This is a genomic window from Bradyrhizobium sp. RDI18, assembly GCF_043203335.1.
Lineage (GTDB): Bacteria > Pseudomonadota > Alphaproteobacteria > Rhizobiales > Xanthobacteraceae > Bradyrhizobium > Bradyrhizobium retamae.
Genome location: NZ_JBICRN010000008.1, coordinates 3,206,501 through 3,222,905 on the forward strand (window position 1 = coordinate 3,206,501; position 16,405 = coordinate 3,222,905).

Below are 16,405 nucleotides of genomic sequence, written 5' to 3' on the forward strand. Positions count from 1 at the left end.
TTCCCACAATCCGCTTCCAAACCCCGAGTTCATCCCAATGCCCTCCCTCGACGCGATCGACCGCAAGATTCTTGCCCTGCTGCAGTCCGACAGCCGCATGACCATGCAGGAACTCGCCGACAAGGTCGGCCTGTCCGTGTCGCCCTGCCATCGCCGCGTCAAGCTTCTGGAAGAGCGCGGCGTCATCACCCGCTACATCGCGACCGTCGACCAGAAATCGTTGGGCTTGCATGTCAGCGTCTTCATCTCGATCAAGCTGGCGCGGCAGAAGGAGGAAGACCTCAACCGCTTTGCCAAAGCGATCTCGAAATGGGACGAAGTACTGGAGTGCTATCTGATGACCGGCAATCGCGATTACCTCCTGCGCGTCGTGGCGGCCGACCTCTCCTCCTATGAAGCGTTCCTGAAGACCAAGCTGACTCGGCTCGACGGCATCGCGTCCATCGAGTCGAGCTTTGCGCTGAGCCAGGTGAAGTATTCGATCGCGCTGCCGGTGTAGCTCGGCGCTCACGCCGTCATTGCGAGCCAACGGGGTCGCAATGACGGGGAGACAGCGACACCCACCATCGTCGTCCCTGCGAACGCAGGGACCCATACTCCGCGGCAGTTCCTGTTGGAAAAGACATAACAACAACCTAACAAGACAACTTCGGCCGGTGGCTATGGGTCCCTGCGTTCGCAGGGACGACGAAAGAGTTTTCGGATTCAATTCTCAAAGCCGAATACACGTTCGCGATCTCGCGACATGAACTGCCCGAGGTTTGCCTAGAATCTCCCGCCCTCTCATTGAGAGGGCGCAGGGAAGACCGGGTGCTGGCTGCACCCGCGGTCTCGTGTGCTGCTTGCGCATAAAAAATGCACACGAGCATACAGGTACAGCGGGAGCATCCCGGCCTTCCCTGCGCAATGGCTTTACGGCTTACTTCGTGCTCTTCCCGGAGAACGGCTTTATTGCCTCCGTCGTCGGCGGGACACTTCCCGCCAACTTAACGCCAGCACCGCGGCGCCCGAACCACACGACTTCGCCGTACGCTTCCTGCGCCTACGTCTTGCGCATTCCGCGTCCATCGCATCTCACCGCACGTTCGTGACGATCGCGAGCGCCCCTCAATGGGTGAGACGGGCGGAAATATGCGGCTGATTTGCCTCTCGCGTGAAGCGGAATATTTTTGATTCTTTCTGATTCCCGGGCTTGACACGATTTCTGAAAATCAGAAGTGATTTGCCTGTCGCGCCTGCCGACCTTGCAATTACTGGGTGTTCGATCCACCTTCCCAAGGGGCGGTATATCAGACGCGGCATATCGAATTGGAACGGTTGGACGATCTCGAAGCCTTCCTGGCGGTCATCGAGAAGGGCAGCCAGGCGGCGGCCTCTCGTCATCTTCGGCGCCCGTTGCAATCCCTCAACCGGTCGCTGATGGCGCTGGAACGTGCGCTCGGCGTCGAGCTCGTCAAACGCACCACGCGGCGGTCGGAGCCAACCGAGGCCGGGCGGGTATTTTACGAACGCATCAAGCCGGCGGTTGCAGAAATCATCGAGGCGCGGGCCGAGGCAGCCAACCTGCGCGGCGAAATTCTGGGGCCGTTGAAAATCGGTGCGCCCATTCTGTTTGCGTCGTCCTACGTGGCGCCGATCGTCAGCCGTTTTCTAAAACTCTATCCCAACGTGGATGTCGAGCTTCGAGCCTCCGACGAGCAGGTCGATCTCGTTGCTGATGGCCTCGATATTGCCGTGCGGATCGGCGACTCCGCCGATGAATCCCTGATCGCACGGCGATTGCATACGCTGCGCGTGGTCGTCGTCGGCGCGCCGTCTTATTTCGCCGAACATGGCCGGCCGCAGCATCCAGGCGATCTCGATCGACACGCCTGCATCTTGCGGGCCGGCGCCGAGGTCACCGACAAATGGCCGTTTCGGATCGACGGCCGGCTGCAGTCGACCAAGGTGCACGGCCGCTTTCGTTCGAACAGCGCCGCTTCGATCCGGGCTGCCGCGCGCGAAGGCACCGGCCTTGCCCGGCTGCCGCTGTGGCAGATCAGCGATCTTGTCGCGCAGGGCGCGCTCACGATCGTGCTGCCGGAATTCGAACCCGAGGGAATGCAGATCCAATTGGTCTGGCCTCCGACACGGGCGCCGCTGGAGCGCGTCCGGCGTTTCTCGGATTTTCTGGCGAGCAGCCTGAAGACCGATCTGCTTTAGGTCAGCACGTCAGAATACATTATATCCGGGCGCCAGCAGATGTTGTGGATCGTAGCGCCGCTTGGCTTCGCGAAGCTGCGGCAAGCTTGATCCGAAGTGAACCTCCCAATCGCCAGGCGACATGGCGAAGGCACCGACGGGATACTGAACGCCGCCGGCTTCGCGAATGCGATCGTAGAGCGTACGATTTGCCGCGACCATCCGCTGTGCCGCCGCCGCATCGTTCGATGCGGGGATGCGAATGAGGTTGAAGACAAAAACGACATCTTCCTCCGGCAGACGAACCAGCGGCGTATGAAACACTCTCGTGAGCAACGGGTAGAGAGTTATCCGCCCGAACGGACCAACAGCATCGCCCTTCAGACCAGCCAAAATATCGCCGGCGACCCGTTCGGCGTTGCTGCCGCGCAGGAACGTCAACAACCAGGGCTGCGAATTGGACCACTGGCCTTTGGAGCGCAGCAGATTTTCGAACTTTCCAAACGCCAGGGCGTCCTCGCGATAGGTCAGGTCGGCGATGACGGCGGCGCCGCGCTCATCCGACAATCCGGAAAGCACCGCCTTGTCATCGGGGGCCGAGCCGCTGCTATAGGGTATCGCGCCGTCGAGCTGGTACCGCCAACCGCCGCTGCCATCGGGAAGAATGGCCCCCTGCAACTGGTCGAAGCGCCCCTCCGTCAGCACGCGCCGCTGGTCCGCCGTCAGGAAGCGCAAATCACGATAGAAGAGCTGAAAGCGCCTGATACGCTCGGGAGCGCGCACCAGGCGCAGCGTTGCCCGCGTAATGATGCCGCATTGGCCCAGGCCGGCGCGGACGCCGTCGAAGAGATCGGCGTTACTGGCCGCCGAGCAACTCAGTTCATTGCCATCGCCCGTCACCACGTCCATCGCAATGACGTTGTCGGTTTGCATGCCATGCCGGGATGACGTCGCGCCGATGCCGCCCACCGCGATCGTTCCTCCGACCGATAGGCCGAGATAGTTGGTCAGCACCGGCGGCGTCAGTCCCTGCGCCAAGGTTGCATCAAGCAGATCTCGCCACACTGTACCGGCGTCGACCACGACGCGATCGTGCTGGATATCGTGGATCACGTTCATCGCGCTCATATCGACTACAATGCCGTCTGCGGACAGCGGGCGGCCATAGATCGAGTGACCCTGACCGCGCGCCGCCACCTTGACGTCGCGGCCTTTCGCCCAGCGCACCAGGCCCGCAATGTCGGCGCTCGATGCGGGCCTGAGCACGCCGCGCGGTTGCTTGTGAATGAGGCGGCCAAAATCATGGGCTGCGGCGGCGCGCACCTCCGGCTCAAGGCGGACATTGGCAGGCAGAGGCGGACCGTCTGCCGACACCGCCTGCGCCGATGCTGCCAAGGCGCTGGCGTGCGAAGCGAGCGCGGCGGTGACGCCGAGGCCTGCGCCCAAGAACATACGTCTGTCCGATGGCATGAAGCCCTCCCTGTCCAGAAGCCGTGACGCTCGCCCGCAAAACTGTGGCGCTACTCGGCATGAGACAATAATTGCCAGCCGGATGGACATTCCCGCAAACCGGGATGATCCCGGCGGCAGCGATCGCCGTTCATGCTGTGAGGTGAAAGTCTGACGCCCATGCAACCGCCGCCGCGATCTCGGCGTGCGTTCCCCGGACGCTGCGCAGCGCGTCAGCGCTGCGCAGCAGAGCCGGGGTCCATCTCACGGGCACAATGGGTCCCGGCTCTGCGGAGCAGCGTTTCACGCTGCGCCGCGTCCGGGACACGAAATTGAGTGATCGCGTCGTCGACATTCACCTCACGACCATTTCGACGCATGGCCGTTTTCGCCGGATTTACGTCATTTCAGGCGGATCACTGCCGCTGTAGACTGCGGTTGGTCGATATGAGTGAGGCGCGTGCCGGCAAACCGATGAATTCGCGACGTGTATTGTGGAGCGCGCTCGGCGCAGTCGCGCTTGTAGCCGTGATCGGCGGAGCCTGGATTTTCTCATTGCCACCGGCGTCCTCGGCCGCGGCCCCGCCGGCGATTACGCAAGACGAGCGCGATGCGACGGTCGCGGCGCTGAAGCCGCCGAAGCGGCAGCGCCCGCTGATCGCGATCATCGGGATCAATGACGCCACCGAAACCACCGATTATTTGATGCCCTACGGCATCCTCCGGCGCGCCGATGTGGCCGACGTCGTGACGCTGGCGACGAAACCGGGTCCGGTAACACTCTTTCCGACGCTCAAGGTCGAACCGCACGCGACAACAGCGGACTTCGATGCGCAGCATCCCGACGGCGCCGACTATGTCATCGTCCCCGCCATGAGCCGCGACGACGATCCCGATGCGCTGCAATGGATCCGAAGCCAGTCGGCCAAGGGTGCAATCGTGATCGGCGTCTGCGCCGGCGCCAAGGTGGTCGGCGATGCCGGGCTGCTGCACGACAAGCAGGCCACCACGCACTGGTATTCCGTCACGGAGTTGCGCGGCAAGCATCCCACCATGCGCTATGTCAGAGACCGGCGGCTGGTGGTCGACAAGGGCGTGGCGACGACTACCGGGATCACGGCGTCGATGCCGATGTCGCTCACGCTGATAGAGGCGATTGCCGGCCCCGACAAGGCGCGCGCCGTCGGCCGCGAGATCGGCCTCGCCGAGTGGGATGCGCGCCACGAGAGCGACGCGTTCAAGTTCACGCGCCCGTTTGCGCTGACGGCTATCCGCAACACGGCCGCGGTCTGGGCGCACGAGCAGCTCGGCATCGAACTCAAGGGCGGCGTCGACGAGGTGTCGCTGGCGCTCGTCACCGATGCCTGGTCGCGGACCTATCGCTCACGGGCGGTGACGTTCGCCAGCACTGCCGGCGCGCAGCACAGTCGCGGCGGCTTGCGGATACTTCCCGACCAGGTCGCGGCGGACTGGCCCGCGGCGCGATTGCTGCCGGCGAACGAGAATGCGAAACCGGCGGAAGCGCTGGACCACGCGCTTGTGGGCATTGCTGCGCGCTACGGAACAGATACCGCCGACTTCGTCGCGATGCAGCTCGAATATCCGAAGCGTCCAGCGCCGTAGGGTGAGCAAAGCGACTTGTCCGCCGTAGCTCGAAGAGCGAAGGTGGAAGCGTGCCCACCATCAAAATGATGGATGGTGGGCACGGCGCAAACGCGCCTTTGCCCACCCTACACGGCCCTCACCGCCACGGCTCGACGATGATCTTGGTGTGCACTTCCGGGTTGGCGAGATCGGCAAAGGCCTTGGCGACGCCGTCGATGCCGACGGTGGAGGTCACCATCGAGGCGGCGTCCACCTGCCCTTCCGCGATCAGGCGGAGCGAATAGGCGAATTCCTCGGGCGAGTAGCCGAGCACGTATTGAACATTGAGCTCCTTCAGGATGCCGAGCATCGGCTCGGAGCGGTCGGTCTCCATGCAGACGCCGACCACGACGATGCGGGCATCGCGCGGCGCGCCCTCGAACACCTGCTGGATCAGGCCGGGCACGCCGACGCATTCGAAGATCAGCGCGGGTTTCAGCGCCGGCAACAGCGCCTGCAGCGGCGGGCGCGCGGCCTTTTCCTCCGGCGACATCTGGGCGTGCTCGGCCCAGGTCGCGTAAGGCTGCGAGCGTGCGGGATCGACGACGACGTCGGCGCCGAGCTTTTCGGCGAGCGCGCGGCGAGCCGGCGAGTAATCGGCGGCCACGATCGGGTGCAATCCCCTGATCTTCAGCGCTGCGATGACGGCGAGCCCGACCGGGCCGCAGCCGATCACCAAGGGCACCTCGCCTCCCCTGATGCTGGCTTTTGCCACGGCATGAACGCCGACCGCGAGTGGTTCGGTGAGCGCGGCGTGTTCGGCGGCGAGACCGTTCGGAACTTCGAGCAGCAGGGTTTCGCTGAGCAGCAGGCGCTCGGCGTAAGCGCCGACATTGTCGTTGGAATAGCCGATGCCCATCGGGCCTTCCGGGGTCAGCAGCGCCGGCAGCGAGCAAACCCTGGTGCCCGCCTTGAACTTGCCCGTGGTGCCAGGACCATAGTCCAGCACCTCGCAGCAGAATTCATGGCCGAACACGACGTCGCGCGAAAGGTCCATCGGCTTGCGGCCCGGAAAATGCTTGGCGAGCTCCACCATGCGCTGCGCGTGCTTGCGCGCATGCAGGTCGGAGCCGCAGATGCCGCAGGCCAGCGACTTCACCAGCACCTGCCCGGCACCGGGTTTCGGCTCCGGCATCTCGTCGACGACAATTTCCCCGATGCGGAAAATGGCTGCGCGCACGAAAGATCCTCCCGGTGATTTTTGCTTACCTTAGCACGGAGGATCACCACGAATAGCGCACAACGCCCTTGCCGGCGTAGGAACTGGTGACGTCGGACAACTGTCCCTCGAAGATCGCGGCGGCCGACCAGCCGTTCAGCCATTTCATCTCGGCTGCGCCCGTGACGAGCGCGGAATCATGCGCCTGCGCGGCGCCGTTGACGATGAAGGCCGCGCCCGGCAGCGTCTGGAAAAGCGCCGTGACGTTGCGATCGGTATTGAAATCGTGCGCCCAGGCGGCGCGGCCGCGCAAGGTGAGGACACCATTTTGCACGGCAAAGGACTTGTCGGTGCGAACGCCGAGTTCGCTGCGCGAGGCCGTGACGTCCTTGGCCGCGTAGTTCAACGCAAAGGTCCCGGTGCCCGCCAGCACCTGCTCGGCATAGGCCGGCAGGCTGTAGGTGGTGAACTGGCCGGCGGCATAGGGCGTGATGCCCATCCACGGCGTCGTATAGCGGTAACCGCCCTCGATGCGGCCGGAATAGGCGGTGGCGTTGAACTCGGCGCGCAGGCGCTCGAAGCCGGCCACCGTGACGGTGCGCTCCGTGGTTACATCCTGCCAGCCATACGCGGCAGCAGCGGTGACGTAAGCCTGACCCATATCGTGCCGCACGAAGGCGCCGGCCTGGAACAGGTCCGAGCGCCCTGAGCCAAAACCCGAGACGCTGAAATTGGTGCCGCCGCCGGCGAGCGCAAAGCCTGCCAGCGTGTCGCGCGAGAGGCGATAATCGGCGCCCACGGCAAAGCCAAACACACGCGCGGTCGCGTCGTTCGAGCCGAGCGTGGCATTGCCTGACGTGTTGCTGCCGCCGCCGAAGACGGAGCCCCAGACGCTCCAGCGCTGGTCGAACAGATCGTTGCGCGCGATGTCCGCCTTGGTCGGGAGTTTGGCAAAGGCGTCGCGCACGGCGCGGGGCTTCTTCGCGGCATAGCCGAGCGCGCTCTCCTCGGCGAACGGGATTGCACCGGTGTTGCCACCGACGCCGCCATTGCGGCCCGCCACGAACGGATCCGAGATCAGCGACAGGAACAGGTTCATGGCATCGAAAGTCGCCTGCTGCGATCCGGTCGCCAGTTCACCGGAGACCTGCGTCAGGCCGGCCGGCGAGAGCGAGGCGAAGCCGGCCGGGATGCCGCCGGTGGTATTGAAGAAATTGGTCAGCGCGTTGGCCACGTTCTGCTGGTTGACATTGAGGCCGCCGCCATAGTTCAGCGCGAAATTCAGATAGACGTTGTTGGCGTCATAGCTGAGGCTCGGGTTCAGGTTCGCCGAAACGCCCGACACAACCGGATTGAACGTGTCCGCTACGCCGCCGGTCGCGGTCAGGATCGTGTATTGCTTCGTCACCGTGCCGCTCGGAACGACCACGACGGTCGCACCACCAAGCGTCGCCACGCCGGTGACCCTGGTGAGATCGCTGCTCGCGCCCGAGACCTCGACCATGTAACTCGACGCCGCCGAGAAGGTCAGGCTGCCCGCCACGTTGAGCGCGCCGATCGAATTGCCCGGCGCCAGCGCGCCGCCATTGACGAGGACATTGTCGATGGTGCCGGTGCCGCCGAGCGTGCCGCCGGCGTTCACGGTCACGAGGCCATTGATGACGCCGTTGACCGAAATCGTGCCGCCGAGCACGTTCCAGTTCTGCGCGCCGGTGCCGGTAACGGTCCAGTTCGAGCTGTCGACCTTGTTGAAGATCGAGAAGCCGTCATATTGCTGGCCGGCGCCGATCAGGCTGAGGTTGAAGGTATCCTTGCCGGTACCGCCAAGCTGCAACGTATCTGTTCCGTTGCCGATCACGAGGCCGTTGATGACGCTGCCGGGTCCGAGCGTCAGGGTGCTGTTGCCGCAGCCGCAGAGTTCGATCGCCGCGAATCCAGCCGCGGCATTGACCGTGCCGGAGTTGAAAACCGTGCCCGTGCCCTGGAGTAAAATACCCGTCGCGTCCGCGCCGACGTTGATCGTTCCGGTGTTGATGATGGAGTTGCTGCCGCCGAAACTGCTGACGTCGATTCCTACGGCGGCGAAGCCATTTCCGACGGTGATGGTGCCGCTGTTGGTGATGGTGTTGGAATCGCCGAGCACGACGATGCCGACCGTATTGGCGACGATGCCGAGCGTATCGTCGCCAAGAAGGATACGGCCGCTGTTGCTGATCGTGGCGGACGAGCCGTTATAGGCGACGCCAGCGCTGTCGGTGCTGCCATTGATGGTACCGAAATGGGTGATCAGTGCGCGGTCGCCCTGCGCCAGGATCCCGACGGTGCTGTTGGCAACGTTGATCACGCCGCTGCTCGTGATCAGGGCATCGTCGCCGAACACATCGATTCCGGTGCTGAGGGGACCCGCGTTGATCGTGCCGGCATTGTTGACGATGGCGCGATTGCCCTGCATCGAGATGCCGGAGGCTTGGCCGAATATGGTAATGGTTGCGCCGGCGAGGTTGCTGACGGTGTTGTCGTCGTTGATCGCCAGGATGCCGTCCGCCGGCCCGGGCGCGGTGATCGTGATTTGGCCTGCGTTCGTCACCGTGCTGTTGCCGGCGACGAAGATTCCCTGACTTAGGTCGGCCATGATAATGACGCCGGAGACGGCGTTGACAATCGTGTTGTTCACGCCGGCGAAGATGCCGGTGCTCAATGTCCCGCCGGTGATCGTTCCGCTATTGGTAATGGTATTGAAGTCATTGACGCCGATGGCCGAGCCACCGCCGCCGTGGCTGACGACAGCCCCCAGCAGCACGTTGACGGTGAGACTGTTGACGCCGCCGCCGGCCTGAAAGCCGCCGAGGGTGCTGCCGCTGCAGGTGACGGTATCGCCGCTCGATGCCGGATCGGGCGCGCAGGCCGCGTTCGCGGGCGCGAGGCTGAGACCAACGAAAAATGCCGACATAGCAACTGCCCGCGCAGCCGCATCCCGGCGACGTCGGCCCTGCGCCGACGGAAGCAACTGAAGAAACAACGCCCGAACCCCATTATCAGGCGCTCTTCCGGCGCCCGTCGGAGCTCCCTAGCATGGGTTCCACCGCAGGATTACGGATGCGGGGTTGAATCCGTTAGTATTGCACGACAACCAGGCGTTTTACCGCGCGGCTGTGGCACGCGCGCCACGTTTTTGGCGGCCAGGCTATTCGGGCGGGATCAGGCGTTGGGCGACGACTCGCCCGAGACCGTCAGAAGCTGCGACCGGCGGACCCGTTCGCGATGGGCGGTGTAGAGGCCGGAGGCGACGATGAAGGCGGCGCCGGTGATCGTGTAGGCATCGGGGACTTCGCCGAAGATCAGGAAGCCAAGCACGCTGACCCACAGCAATTGCGTGTAGGAAAACGGCGCCAGCACGGAGGCGTCGGCATAGCGGAACGCCAGCACCACGATCCACTGCCCCGCGGTCGATGCGACACCGATCAGGATGCCGAAGGCGATATCGTGCCAGGTCGGCGTCACCCAGACGAACGGGACCAGCGCGGAGAGAATGAGCAGGCCCGCGATCGACGAATAGGTCATGGTGGTGATGGCGCGCTCGGTGCCGCTCATCATCCGCGTCATGATCAGCGTGCAGGCCCAGGCCAGCGCCGAGACCAGCGGAAAGAACGCCGCGGGGTGAAACGCGCCGGTGCCTGGACGCAGGATGATCAGCACGCCAACCAGGCCAACGCCGGTCGCGATCCAGCGGCGTAGGCCGACCTTCTCGCCGAGAAAGATGATCGACAGCGCGGTGACGAACAGCGGCGCGACGAAACCGGTGGCAGAGGCCTCCGCAATGGGAAGAAACCGCAGGCCGGAGATGAAGAACAGCGACGAGCCCAACAGCGCCGCGCCGCGCAACAGATGCAGGCCGCGGCGTTTGGTCTGCAGCGCATAGAGCGGGGAACCCGGCAGCATCGCCGGCGTCATGATCATCGCGAACACCAGGAAGCGGATCCAGGCGATCTCGATCGAAGGCAGGGTCGCGGACAGATATTTCGCCGTGACGTCGGAGGCGCCGAGAAACACCGTCGAGGCCAGCACCAGCGCGATGCCCTTGAACGGCCGATCGGCGCGCGCGGGCGCCTTGCGGACGGTGGCGGTTTCCTTCGATGGCAAAGGTAATGGAGCGCTGTCCAGCCTGGCGGCTGCGGCGGGGGGCGGCGTCACGGCAATCTCGATAGGCAGCAATTTTCGAATCGGGCGAGGTTGTAAAAAACACCAATTCGCCCAATGCGACTAGGTCCGAAAACAGGATGCCGATATGCGCTGAGGGCGCGATGGCAACACTTTGTTAAGGATGGTGCAGATGACCGCGCTACCGTCCTCGCAGCGCCAAAATCTTCTCCGCGGCGCGCAGATGCGGCTTGTCGATCATCTTGCCGTCGATCTTCACGACACCTGACGTCGGATTGTCGTTGAACGCTTTGACGACCTTTTCCGACCAGGCGATTTCCTCATCCGTCGGCATGAAGGCGGCATTGACGACATCGACGTGCTTGGGATGGATCACCGCCTTGGCAAGGAACCCATCCTGTCGGGCGGCAATGGATTCCTCCCTGAGCGCGTCGAGATCGTTGATGTCGGTGGCGATGGTATCGATGGCGACGACGCCGGCCGCGGCCGCGCTGATCAGGCAGAGATCGCGCGCCAGCAGGAACGGGCCATGAAAGCGGCCGGCGGTCCGGTTGCGCGACGCGCCGAGCGACGCAGCGAGATCCTCGGCGCCCCACATCATGCCCCACAGCCGCGGGCTCATGTTCTCGAAATCCAGCAACTTGAGCACTGCCCTCGCCGTCTCCGTCGCTACGGTGACGATCCTCGTCGATCCCTGTTCAATCCCGGCGGCGGCCTCGAAGGCATCGAGATACAGCGACAGACGGTTCACGTCGGCAGCGCCGGCGCATTTCGGCAGCACGATGCCGTCAGGTCGGCCCGGCATGACGGCCGCGAGGTCGCCAAGCGTCAAGTCGGTATCGAGCGCGTTGACGCGGACGTACATCTTCTGGTTCGGATTCCGGGCGTCGAGCATCTCGCGCACGATCCGCCGCGCCCCGACTTTCTCATCCGGCGCGATCAGAATCCTCGAGGTCGAGGATCAGCGCGTCAGCCGCGGTCTTCTTGGCGCTCTCGAACTTGCGCAGGCTGTCGCCGGGAACGAACAGGAACGATCGCATCGTTTTACGCTTTCGGTTTGCAATGCATCAGGCCGGTCCGGCGGCAGCTTGCCACCACCTCGCCGCGCTGATTGGTCATGGTATGCTCAAACTCGACAATGCCCTGGTTCGGCCGCGACTTGCTCTCACGCTTGGATATGATCTTGGTGTGCGCCCTGAGCGTATCGCCGTGGAATACCGGTTTTGGAAATTTCACATCGGTCATGCCGAGATTGCCGATCGCGGTGCCGAGCGTCGTGTCGTAGACGCTCATGCCGATCATGATGCCGAGCGTATAGAGGCTGTTGAACAGCCGCTGGCCGAATTCGGTATTCTCGGCGAAATGCGCGTCAATATGCAGCGGCTGCGGGTTCATGGTTAGGAGACTGAACAGCGTGTTGTCCATCTCGGTCACCGTGCGGCTGAACTCGTGATGGAATTCGCGGCCGACCTCGAACTCCTCGAAATACAATCCAGCCATCAGCGCCCCCTGTAGTTTGGCGTTCGCTTCTCGACGAACGCATTCAAGCCTTCCTGACAGTCCTCCGTCGTTGCAACGAGTGCAAAGCTCTCGGCGGCATTTTCGACCGAGCGGCGGAAATCGGCGTCCACCGCCCGCATGAAAGCATCGCGCCCGATCTTCATGACGATGGGGGATTTGGCAGCAAGCTTGCGCGCGACCTCCCGCGCCCGATCCAGCGCGATTCCCTTCGGAACGACCTCACTCAGCAACCCCATGCGAAAGGCAGTTGCGGCATCGAAAGGTTCGCCGAGGAACAGCGGCCCAAAAGCCTGGTGCTTGCCAACCAGCCGCGGCAGTTGCACGAAGTGAATGGCCGGGATCAGCCCGACATCGATCTCGGGATAGCCGAAGGTACAGCCTTCGCCCGCGATGATCATGTCGCAGGAGATCGCAATCGTCATGCCGCCGGCGCGAACCGCGCCGTCGACTGCAGCAATCGTCGGCTTACCCATGCGATACTGGGTATCGTTGAGCGCAAAATACAGCCGTTCGAGAAACTTCTTGGTCTCAATTCCGGGCTTGCCGCGAACAATATCCAGATCGAGCCCGGCGCAAAACACCTTGTGCGCACTGCCGATAATAACAGCGCGCACCTCCTCGTCGTCCCTCGCCTTCGAAAGCGCCGCCAGCAACGCATCGATCAGGTCCATGCTGAGCGCATTGACCGGCGGGCGATCCAGCATGATCTCGGCAATATTGCTAGATACGGAATAACGAACCAGATCGGTACTCATGCCGTGCCTCCCCTGACCTGACGCACCGCGCCGGCCTCGACCAGATCGTCGATAGTGCTGGGCCGAAAGCTACAGCGCGAGATAGCGCTGCCGAATATTGTCGTTGGCTTTCAGCTCTTCGATTCCAGATGTGTAGACGATCTGGCCCTTGTCGATAACCGTCGCGTGGCTCGCAAGGCCAAGGCAAAAATGCATGTTCTGCTCGGCGATCAGCACGGTGGCTCCGGTGCCGCGAAGCTGCCGCAAGAGTTCGCCGATCCGCTGCACGATGATCGGCGCCAGCCCCTCGCTCGGCTCGTCCAGCAGCAGCAGCGCGGGATTGCCCATCAGCGTGCGCGCGATCGCCAGCATCTGCTGTTCGCCACCCGACAGCCTTCCCGCGATCCGATGCCGCAGCGGCTCCAGCAGCGGAAACACGTCATAGATGCGCCGGATCGGCCATTCATCCTCCCCATTGGGACCCTTCTTGGCACCAATGACCAGATTGTCCTCGACCGTGTGTTCGGGAAAGATCTGGCGATCCTCCGGCACGAAGCCGAGGCCGGCGCGCGCGATGTGATGCGGCTTCAGCCCGGAGACAACCCTGCCTTGCAAGGTGACCGTGCCGCGGCGGGCCGGCGCAAGCCCCATGATGGCCTTCATGGTGGTCGATTTGCCGGCGCCATTGCGGCCGAGCAGCGCCATCGTCTCGCCCTGCTGCACCGACAGGCTGACGCCGAACAATATCTGGCTGGTGCCGTAATAGACGTCGAGGTCCTGGACCTGCACGACCGGCTGCGCACTCATACAGTGATCCCCGCATGGTGTTCGGTGCCGAGATAGGCCTCGATCACCGCCTCGTTGCGGCGGATCGCATCCGGTTTGCCGGTTGCAAGAATGCGGCCGTAGCAGAGCACGACGATCTCGGGCGCGATCTTGAACACGATATCCATGTCGTGCTCGATGAACACCACCGTGATCTTCTGCGTCTCCCAGAGCTCCCTCACCTTCTCGATCATCCGCCAGCGTTCTTCAGTGCCCATGCCGGCGGTTGGCTCGTCGAGCAGCAGCACCTTCGGATCGAGCACCAGCGCGAGTGCGATATCGAGCAGCTTCTGGTCGCCATGCGACAGCGTCGCCGCGGTGCGGTTTCGCTTGCTGGCCAGTCCCAGCAATTCCATCGCATGCTCGGCGCGGTCGCGGGTCTCCGCCAGCGGGAAGCGACGGTGCAGGACGCTGGCTTTGCGCTGATCGGCGCACACGGCTGCCAGCATCGTCTCCTGCACCGTCAGCGACGGAAAGATGCTCGCGACCTGGAACGCGCGGCCGATGCCGTGGCGAACGATCTCAGGCGGCGGGCGCCCGGCCAAGTCGAGGCCGTTGAGCAATATCTGGCCGGCGTCGGGCTTCAACGCGCCGGTGATCAGGTTGAAGAACGTGCTCTTGCCGGCTCCGTTGGGGCCGATCACGGCGGTGAGCGAACCATCTGTGAAATCCAGCGTGACATTGTCCGTCGCCTTGACGCCGCCAAATGATTTGGAAAGGGAGCGTATCTCCAGCATGGCTAGCCGCGCTCCCCAGCGCCGTCACGGCGTTGCGCGTACCATTCGACGACGAAATCCATCAGGCCCTTCCGCAGGCCGATCGCAAAGAACAGGATCACGATCCCCAGCACGAGGCCGTGATAATCGGTCAGGCGGGTGACGGTGTCGTTGAGGATCAGGAGCAGCACCGTGCCGACCATCGGCCCGAGGAATGTGGTCACGCCGCCGAGCATGTTGATGAAAATGCCCTCGCCCGAAATGGTCCAATAGGCGAATTCCGGATAGGCCCCGGAGACGAATAGCGCCATGATGATCCCGCCGGTCGAGGCGAACAGCGCCGCGAGCACAAAGATCGTCAGTTTGGCACGCCAGACATCGATGCCGATGAAGCTCGCACGCGTTGCGTTGTCGCGGATCATGCGCAGCGTATAGCCGAACGGCGACTGCGCGATCCGATGCATCAAGAACAGCCCGATCACCAGCAACGCGCAACTCGCGACATAGAGATGCAATTGATTCGACAGATCAATGCCCAAAAATGGCGGCCGCGGAATGCCACCGCGCAATCCCTGATCGCCGCCGGTCAGCGATACCCAGGACAGGATCGTCGAGTGGATCAGCATCTGGAACGCCAGTGTTACGAAGGCGAAATAGATTTCCTTCAACCGCACGCAGATGGCACCAATGACGAGGGCCACGGTAAACGTGATCCCCAGCGTTGCGACGAAAGCCACCGGGACGGGAACGCCGGTTTTCTGCATCATCAACCCGAAGCCGTAGGCGCCGAGGCCGAAGAACATGCCGTGGCCAAACGAAATCAGGCCGGTGTAACCGACCAGAAGGTTGAGCGACGTCGCGAACAGCCCGTAGGCGGCGCAGCGGATCACGAAGTCGAGCAGCAATTTGCTGCTGAAGACCGTCGGCAACAGCGCCAGTACGACAAAGACCGCAAGCGCGATCAGGGCATCCCGATTGCGCCGCGTCTTTGCTTCATGGGGCACCTCGAGTGCCTGCGCGCCCTGCTCGGCCTGCAACTCGGTCATGCGACCTCCTTGCCGAACAGGCCGGTCGGCCGCGACACCAGCACGATCACCATGAACAGGTACATCAGCCCTTCGGTAAACAGCGGAAAACCGAGCGAGCCGAACGAGCGGATCATGCCGATCAGGAGCGCACCGATCAACGCGCCGAGGATCGAGCCCATGCCGCCGATCACGGTGACGATGAAGGATTCGATCAAGACCGAGAATCCCATGCCGGGCGTCAGCGAACGCACCGGCGCTGCAAGTGCGCCGGCAAGTCCCGCCAGCATGCCGCCCAGCGCGAACACGCCGCCATAAATGAGCCCGGTGTTGATGCCGAGCGCGGATACCATGCCAGGGTTATGGGCGGCCGCCCGGATTACCTTGCCGATCCTGGTGCGGGCAAGGCCGAGCCCGAGGATCATGGCGGCCGCGAGCGCAACACCGATCAAGAGCAGATAATATGGTGGCACCACGCCGCCGGCGATGAACAGCGGCGCCACCTGGAACGCCGCCGGCATGCCCATCGATTTGAACTCGGGCCCCCAGATCATCCGCACCACGTCATCAAAGATCAGCACGAAGGCGTAGCAGACGAGAAGCTGCATCAAAACGTCAGCGCCGTAGACCCGGCTCATGAAGACGCGTTCGAAGATCAGGCCGAGGATGGCGGTACCAGCCGCACCACACAGCATCGCCAGCGCAAAACTGCCGGAGAACTGATAGGCCGTCATCGCGAAGTAGGCGCCGAACATATAGAAGGCGCCGTGGCTGAAGTTGACGACCTTCAGTACGCCGAAGATCAGCGTCAGCCCGACGGCGACGAGAAACAGCAACATGCCGATGATGAAGCCGCTGGTGGTTTGCGTCACCAGACAGGCGGAGCTGGCGAGACAGCCGGTAAGCGCGTCGAGGTCCAAGGGAACACATCCATTCCAGCGCGCCGGAACAGCACGCGAAGATCATTCGGCGGCGAACGGGCGGCAGCTTGCG

13 protein-coding genes and 1 pseudogene are annotated in these 16,405 nt (G+C 63.4%); 3 read left to right on the plus strand and 11 right to left on the minus strand.

Annotated features, from left to right (window positions below):
• Nucleotides 1-37 precede the first annotated feature (37 nt).
• Together ACFXS9_RS24510 and ACFXS9_RS24515 are read left to right on the plus strand one after the other, a co-directional pair.
• Nucleotides 38-499, plus strand: coding sequence for an Lrp/AsnC family transcriptional regulator (locus ACFXS9_RS24510; protein ID WP_057844495.1), 462 nt, complete (start codon nucleotides 38-40; stop codon nucleotides 497-499).
• 809 nt (nucleotides 500-1,308) lie between these two features.
• Nucleotides 1,309-2,202, plus strand: a complete 894-nt coding sequence (locus ACFXS9_RS24515) for a LysR family transcriptional regulator (protein WP_392692883.1) — start codon at nucleotides 1,309-1,311, stop codon at nucleotides 2,200-2,202.
• 9 nt (nucleotides 2,203-2,211) lie between these two features.
• Here the strand turns inward: ACFXS9_RS24515 and ACFXS9_RS24520 are convergent, their stop codons facing one another.
• Nucleotides 2,212-3,651, minus strand: a complete 1,440-nt coding sequence (locus tag ACFXS9_RS24520; RefSeq protein ID WP_392692886.1) for an FAD-binding protein — start codon at nucleotides 3,649-3,651, stop codon at nucleotides 2,212-2,214.
• A gap of 453 nt (nucleotides 3,652-4,104) precedes the next feature.
• Between ACFXS9_RS24520 and ACFXS9_RS24525 the strand changes: the two genes are divergently transcribed.
• Entirely contained in the window at nucleotides 4,105-5,253 is a 1,149-nt protein-coding gene (locus ACFXS9_RS24525) for a DJ-1/PfpI family protein (protein WP_392692888.1), read from the plus strand.
• A 118-nt stretch (nucleotides 5,254-5,371) separates the two neighbouring features.
• Here ACFXS9_RS24525 and ACFXS9_RS24530 read toward each other — a convergent pair whose 3' ends face one another.
• From ACFXS9_RS24530 to ACFXS9_RS24575, 10 genes and pseudogenes are all read right to left on the minus strand, one after another.
• Nucleotides 5,372-6,454, minus strand: coding sequence for a zinc-binding dehydrogenase (locus tag ACFXS9_RS24530; RefSeq protein ID WP_392692891.1), 1,083 nt, complete (start codon nucleotides 6,452-6,454; stop codon nucleotides 5,372-5,374).
• A 43-nt stretch (nucleotides 6,455-6,497) separates the two neighbouring features.
• Nucleotides 6,498-9,383: an autotransporter domain-containing protein gene (locus ACFXS9_RS24535; protein ID WP_392692893.1), complete on the minus strand. Its 2,886-nt coding sequence runs from the start codon at nucleotides 9,381-9,383 to the stop codon at nucleotides 6,498-6,500.
• 248 nt (nucleotides 9,384-9,631) lie between these two features.
• Nucleotides 9,632-10,573 carry a DMT family transporter gene (locus ACFXS9_RS24540; protein WP_392699989.1) on the minus strand — a complete coding sequence of 314 codons (942 nt, stop codon included), beginning with the start codon at nucleotides 10,571-10,573 and terminating at the stop codon, nucleotides 9,632-9,634.
• A 199-nt stretch (nucleotides 10,574-10,772) separates the two neighbouring features.
• A pseudogene (locus ACFXS9_RS24545) lies at nucleotides 10,773-11,631 on the minus strand (HpcH/HpaI aldolase/citrate lyase family protein).
• A gap of 4 nt (nucleotides 11,632-11,635) precedes the next feature.
• On the minus strand, nucleotides 11,636-12,091 hold the full coding sequence (locus tag ACFXS9_RS24550; RefSeq protein ID WP_392692896.1) for a MaoC family dehydratase: 456 nt from the start codon (nucleotides 12,089-12,091) through the stop codon (nucleotides 11,636-11,638).
• Complete coding sequence (locus tag ACFXS9_RS24555) at nucleotides 12,091-12,867, minus strand: enoyl-CoA hydratase/isomerase family protein (protein ID WP_392692899.1); 777 nt, start codon at nucleotides 12,865-12,867, stop codon at nucleotides 12,091-12,093. The genes ACFXS9_RS24550 and ACFXS9_RS24555 overlap by 1 nt, the downstream gene beginning before the upstream one ends.
• 69 nt (nucleotides 12,868-12,936) lie before the next feature.
• Nucleotides 12,937-13,653 (minus strand): ABC transporter ATP-binding protein, encoded by a 717-nt coding sequence (locus ACFXS9_RS24560; protein WP_392692902.1) that lies wholly within the window; start codon nucleotides 13,651-13,653, stop codon nucleotides 12,937-12,939.
• A complete protein-coding gene (locus ACFXS9_RS24565) occupies nucleotides 13,650-14,408 on the minus strand; it encodes an ABC transporter ATP-binding protein (protein WP_392692905.1) in 759 nt (252 codons plus the stop codon). Before ACFXS9_RS24565 ends, ACFXS9_RS24560 begins: the two co-directional genes overlap by 4 nt.
• A gap of 2 nt (nucleotides 14,409-14,410) precedes the next feature.
• Entirely contained in the window at nucleotides 14,411-15,433 is a 1,023-nt protein-coding gene (locus ACFXS9_RS24570; protein ID WP_392692908.1) for a branched-chain amino acid ABC transporter permease, read from the minus strand.
• Nucleotides 15,430-16,332 carry a branched-chain amino acid ABC transporter permease gene (locus ACFXS9_RS24575; RefSeq protein ID WP_392692910.1) on the minus strand — a complete coding sequence of 301 codons (903 nt, stop codon included), beginning with the start codon at nucleotides 16,330-16,332 and terminating at the stop codon, nucleotides 15,430-15,432. Before ACFXS9_RS24575 ends, ACFXS9_RS24570 begins: the two co-directional genes overlap by 4 nt.
• Nucleotides 16,333-16,405: the final 73 nt, after the last annotated feature.

Bases quoted from the DNA above. Each gene is read 5' to 3' on its own strand.
- ACFXS9_RS24510 (WP_057844495.1), top strand. From the start codon at position 38: ATGCCCTCCCTCGACGCGATCGACCGCAAGATTCTTGCCCTGCTGCAG.
- ACFXS9_RS24520 (WP_392692886.1), bottom strand. From the start codon at position 3,651: ATGCCATCGGACAGACGTATGTTCTTGGGCGCAGGCCTCGGCGTCACC.
- ACFXS9_RS24525 (WP_392692888.1), top strand. From the start codon at position 4,105: ATGAATTCGCGACGTGTATTGTGGAGCGCGCTCGGCGCAGTCGCGCTT.
- ACFXS9_RS24535 (WP_392692893.1), bottom strand. From the start codon at position 9,383: ATGTCGGCATTTTTCGTTGGTCTCAGCCTCGCGCCCGCGAACGCGGCC.
- ACFXS9_RS24550 (WP_392692896.1), bottom strand. From the start codon at position 12,091: ATGGCTGGATTGTATTTCGAGGAGTTCGAGGTCGGCCGCGAATTCCAT.
- ACFXS9_RS24555 (WP_392692899.1), bottom strand. From the start codon at position 12,867: ATGAGTACCGATCTGGTTCGTTATTCCGTATCTAGCAATATTGCCGAG.
- ACFXS9_RS24560 (WP_392692902.1), bottom strand. From the start codon at position 13,653: ATGAGTGCGCAGCCGGTCGTGCAGGTCCAGGACCTCGACGTCTATTAC.
- ACFXS9_RS24565 (WP_392692905.1), bottom strand. From the start codon at position 14,408: ATGCTGGAGATACGCTCCCTTTCCAAATCATTTGGCGGCGTCAAGGCG.
- ACFXS9_RS24570 (WP_392692908.1), bottom strand. From the start codon at position 15,433: ATGACCGAGTTGCAGGCCGAGCAGGGCGCGCAGGCACTCGAGGTGCCC.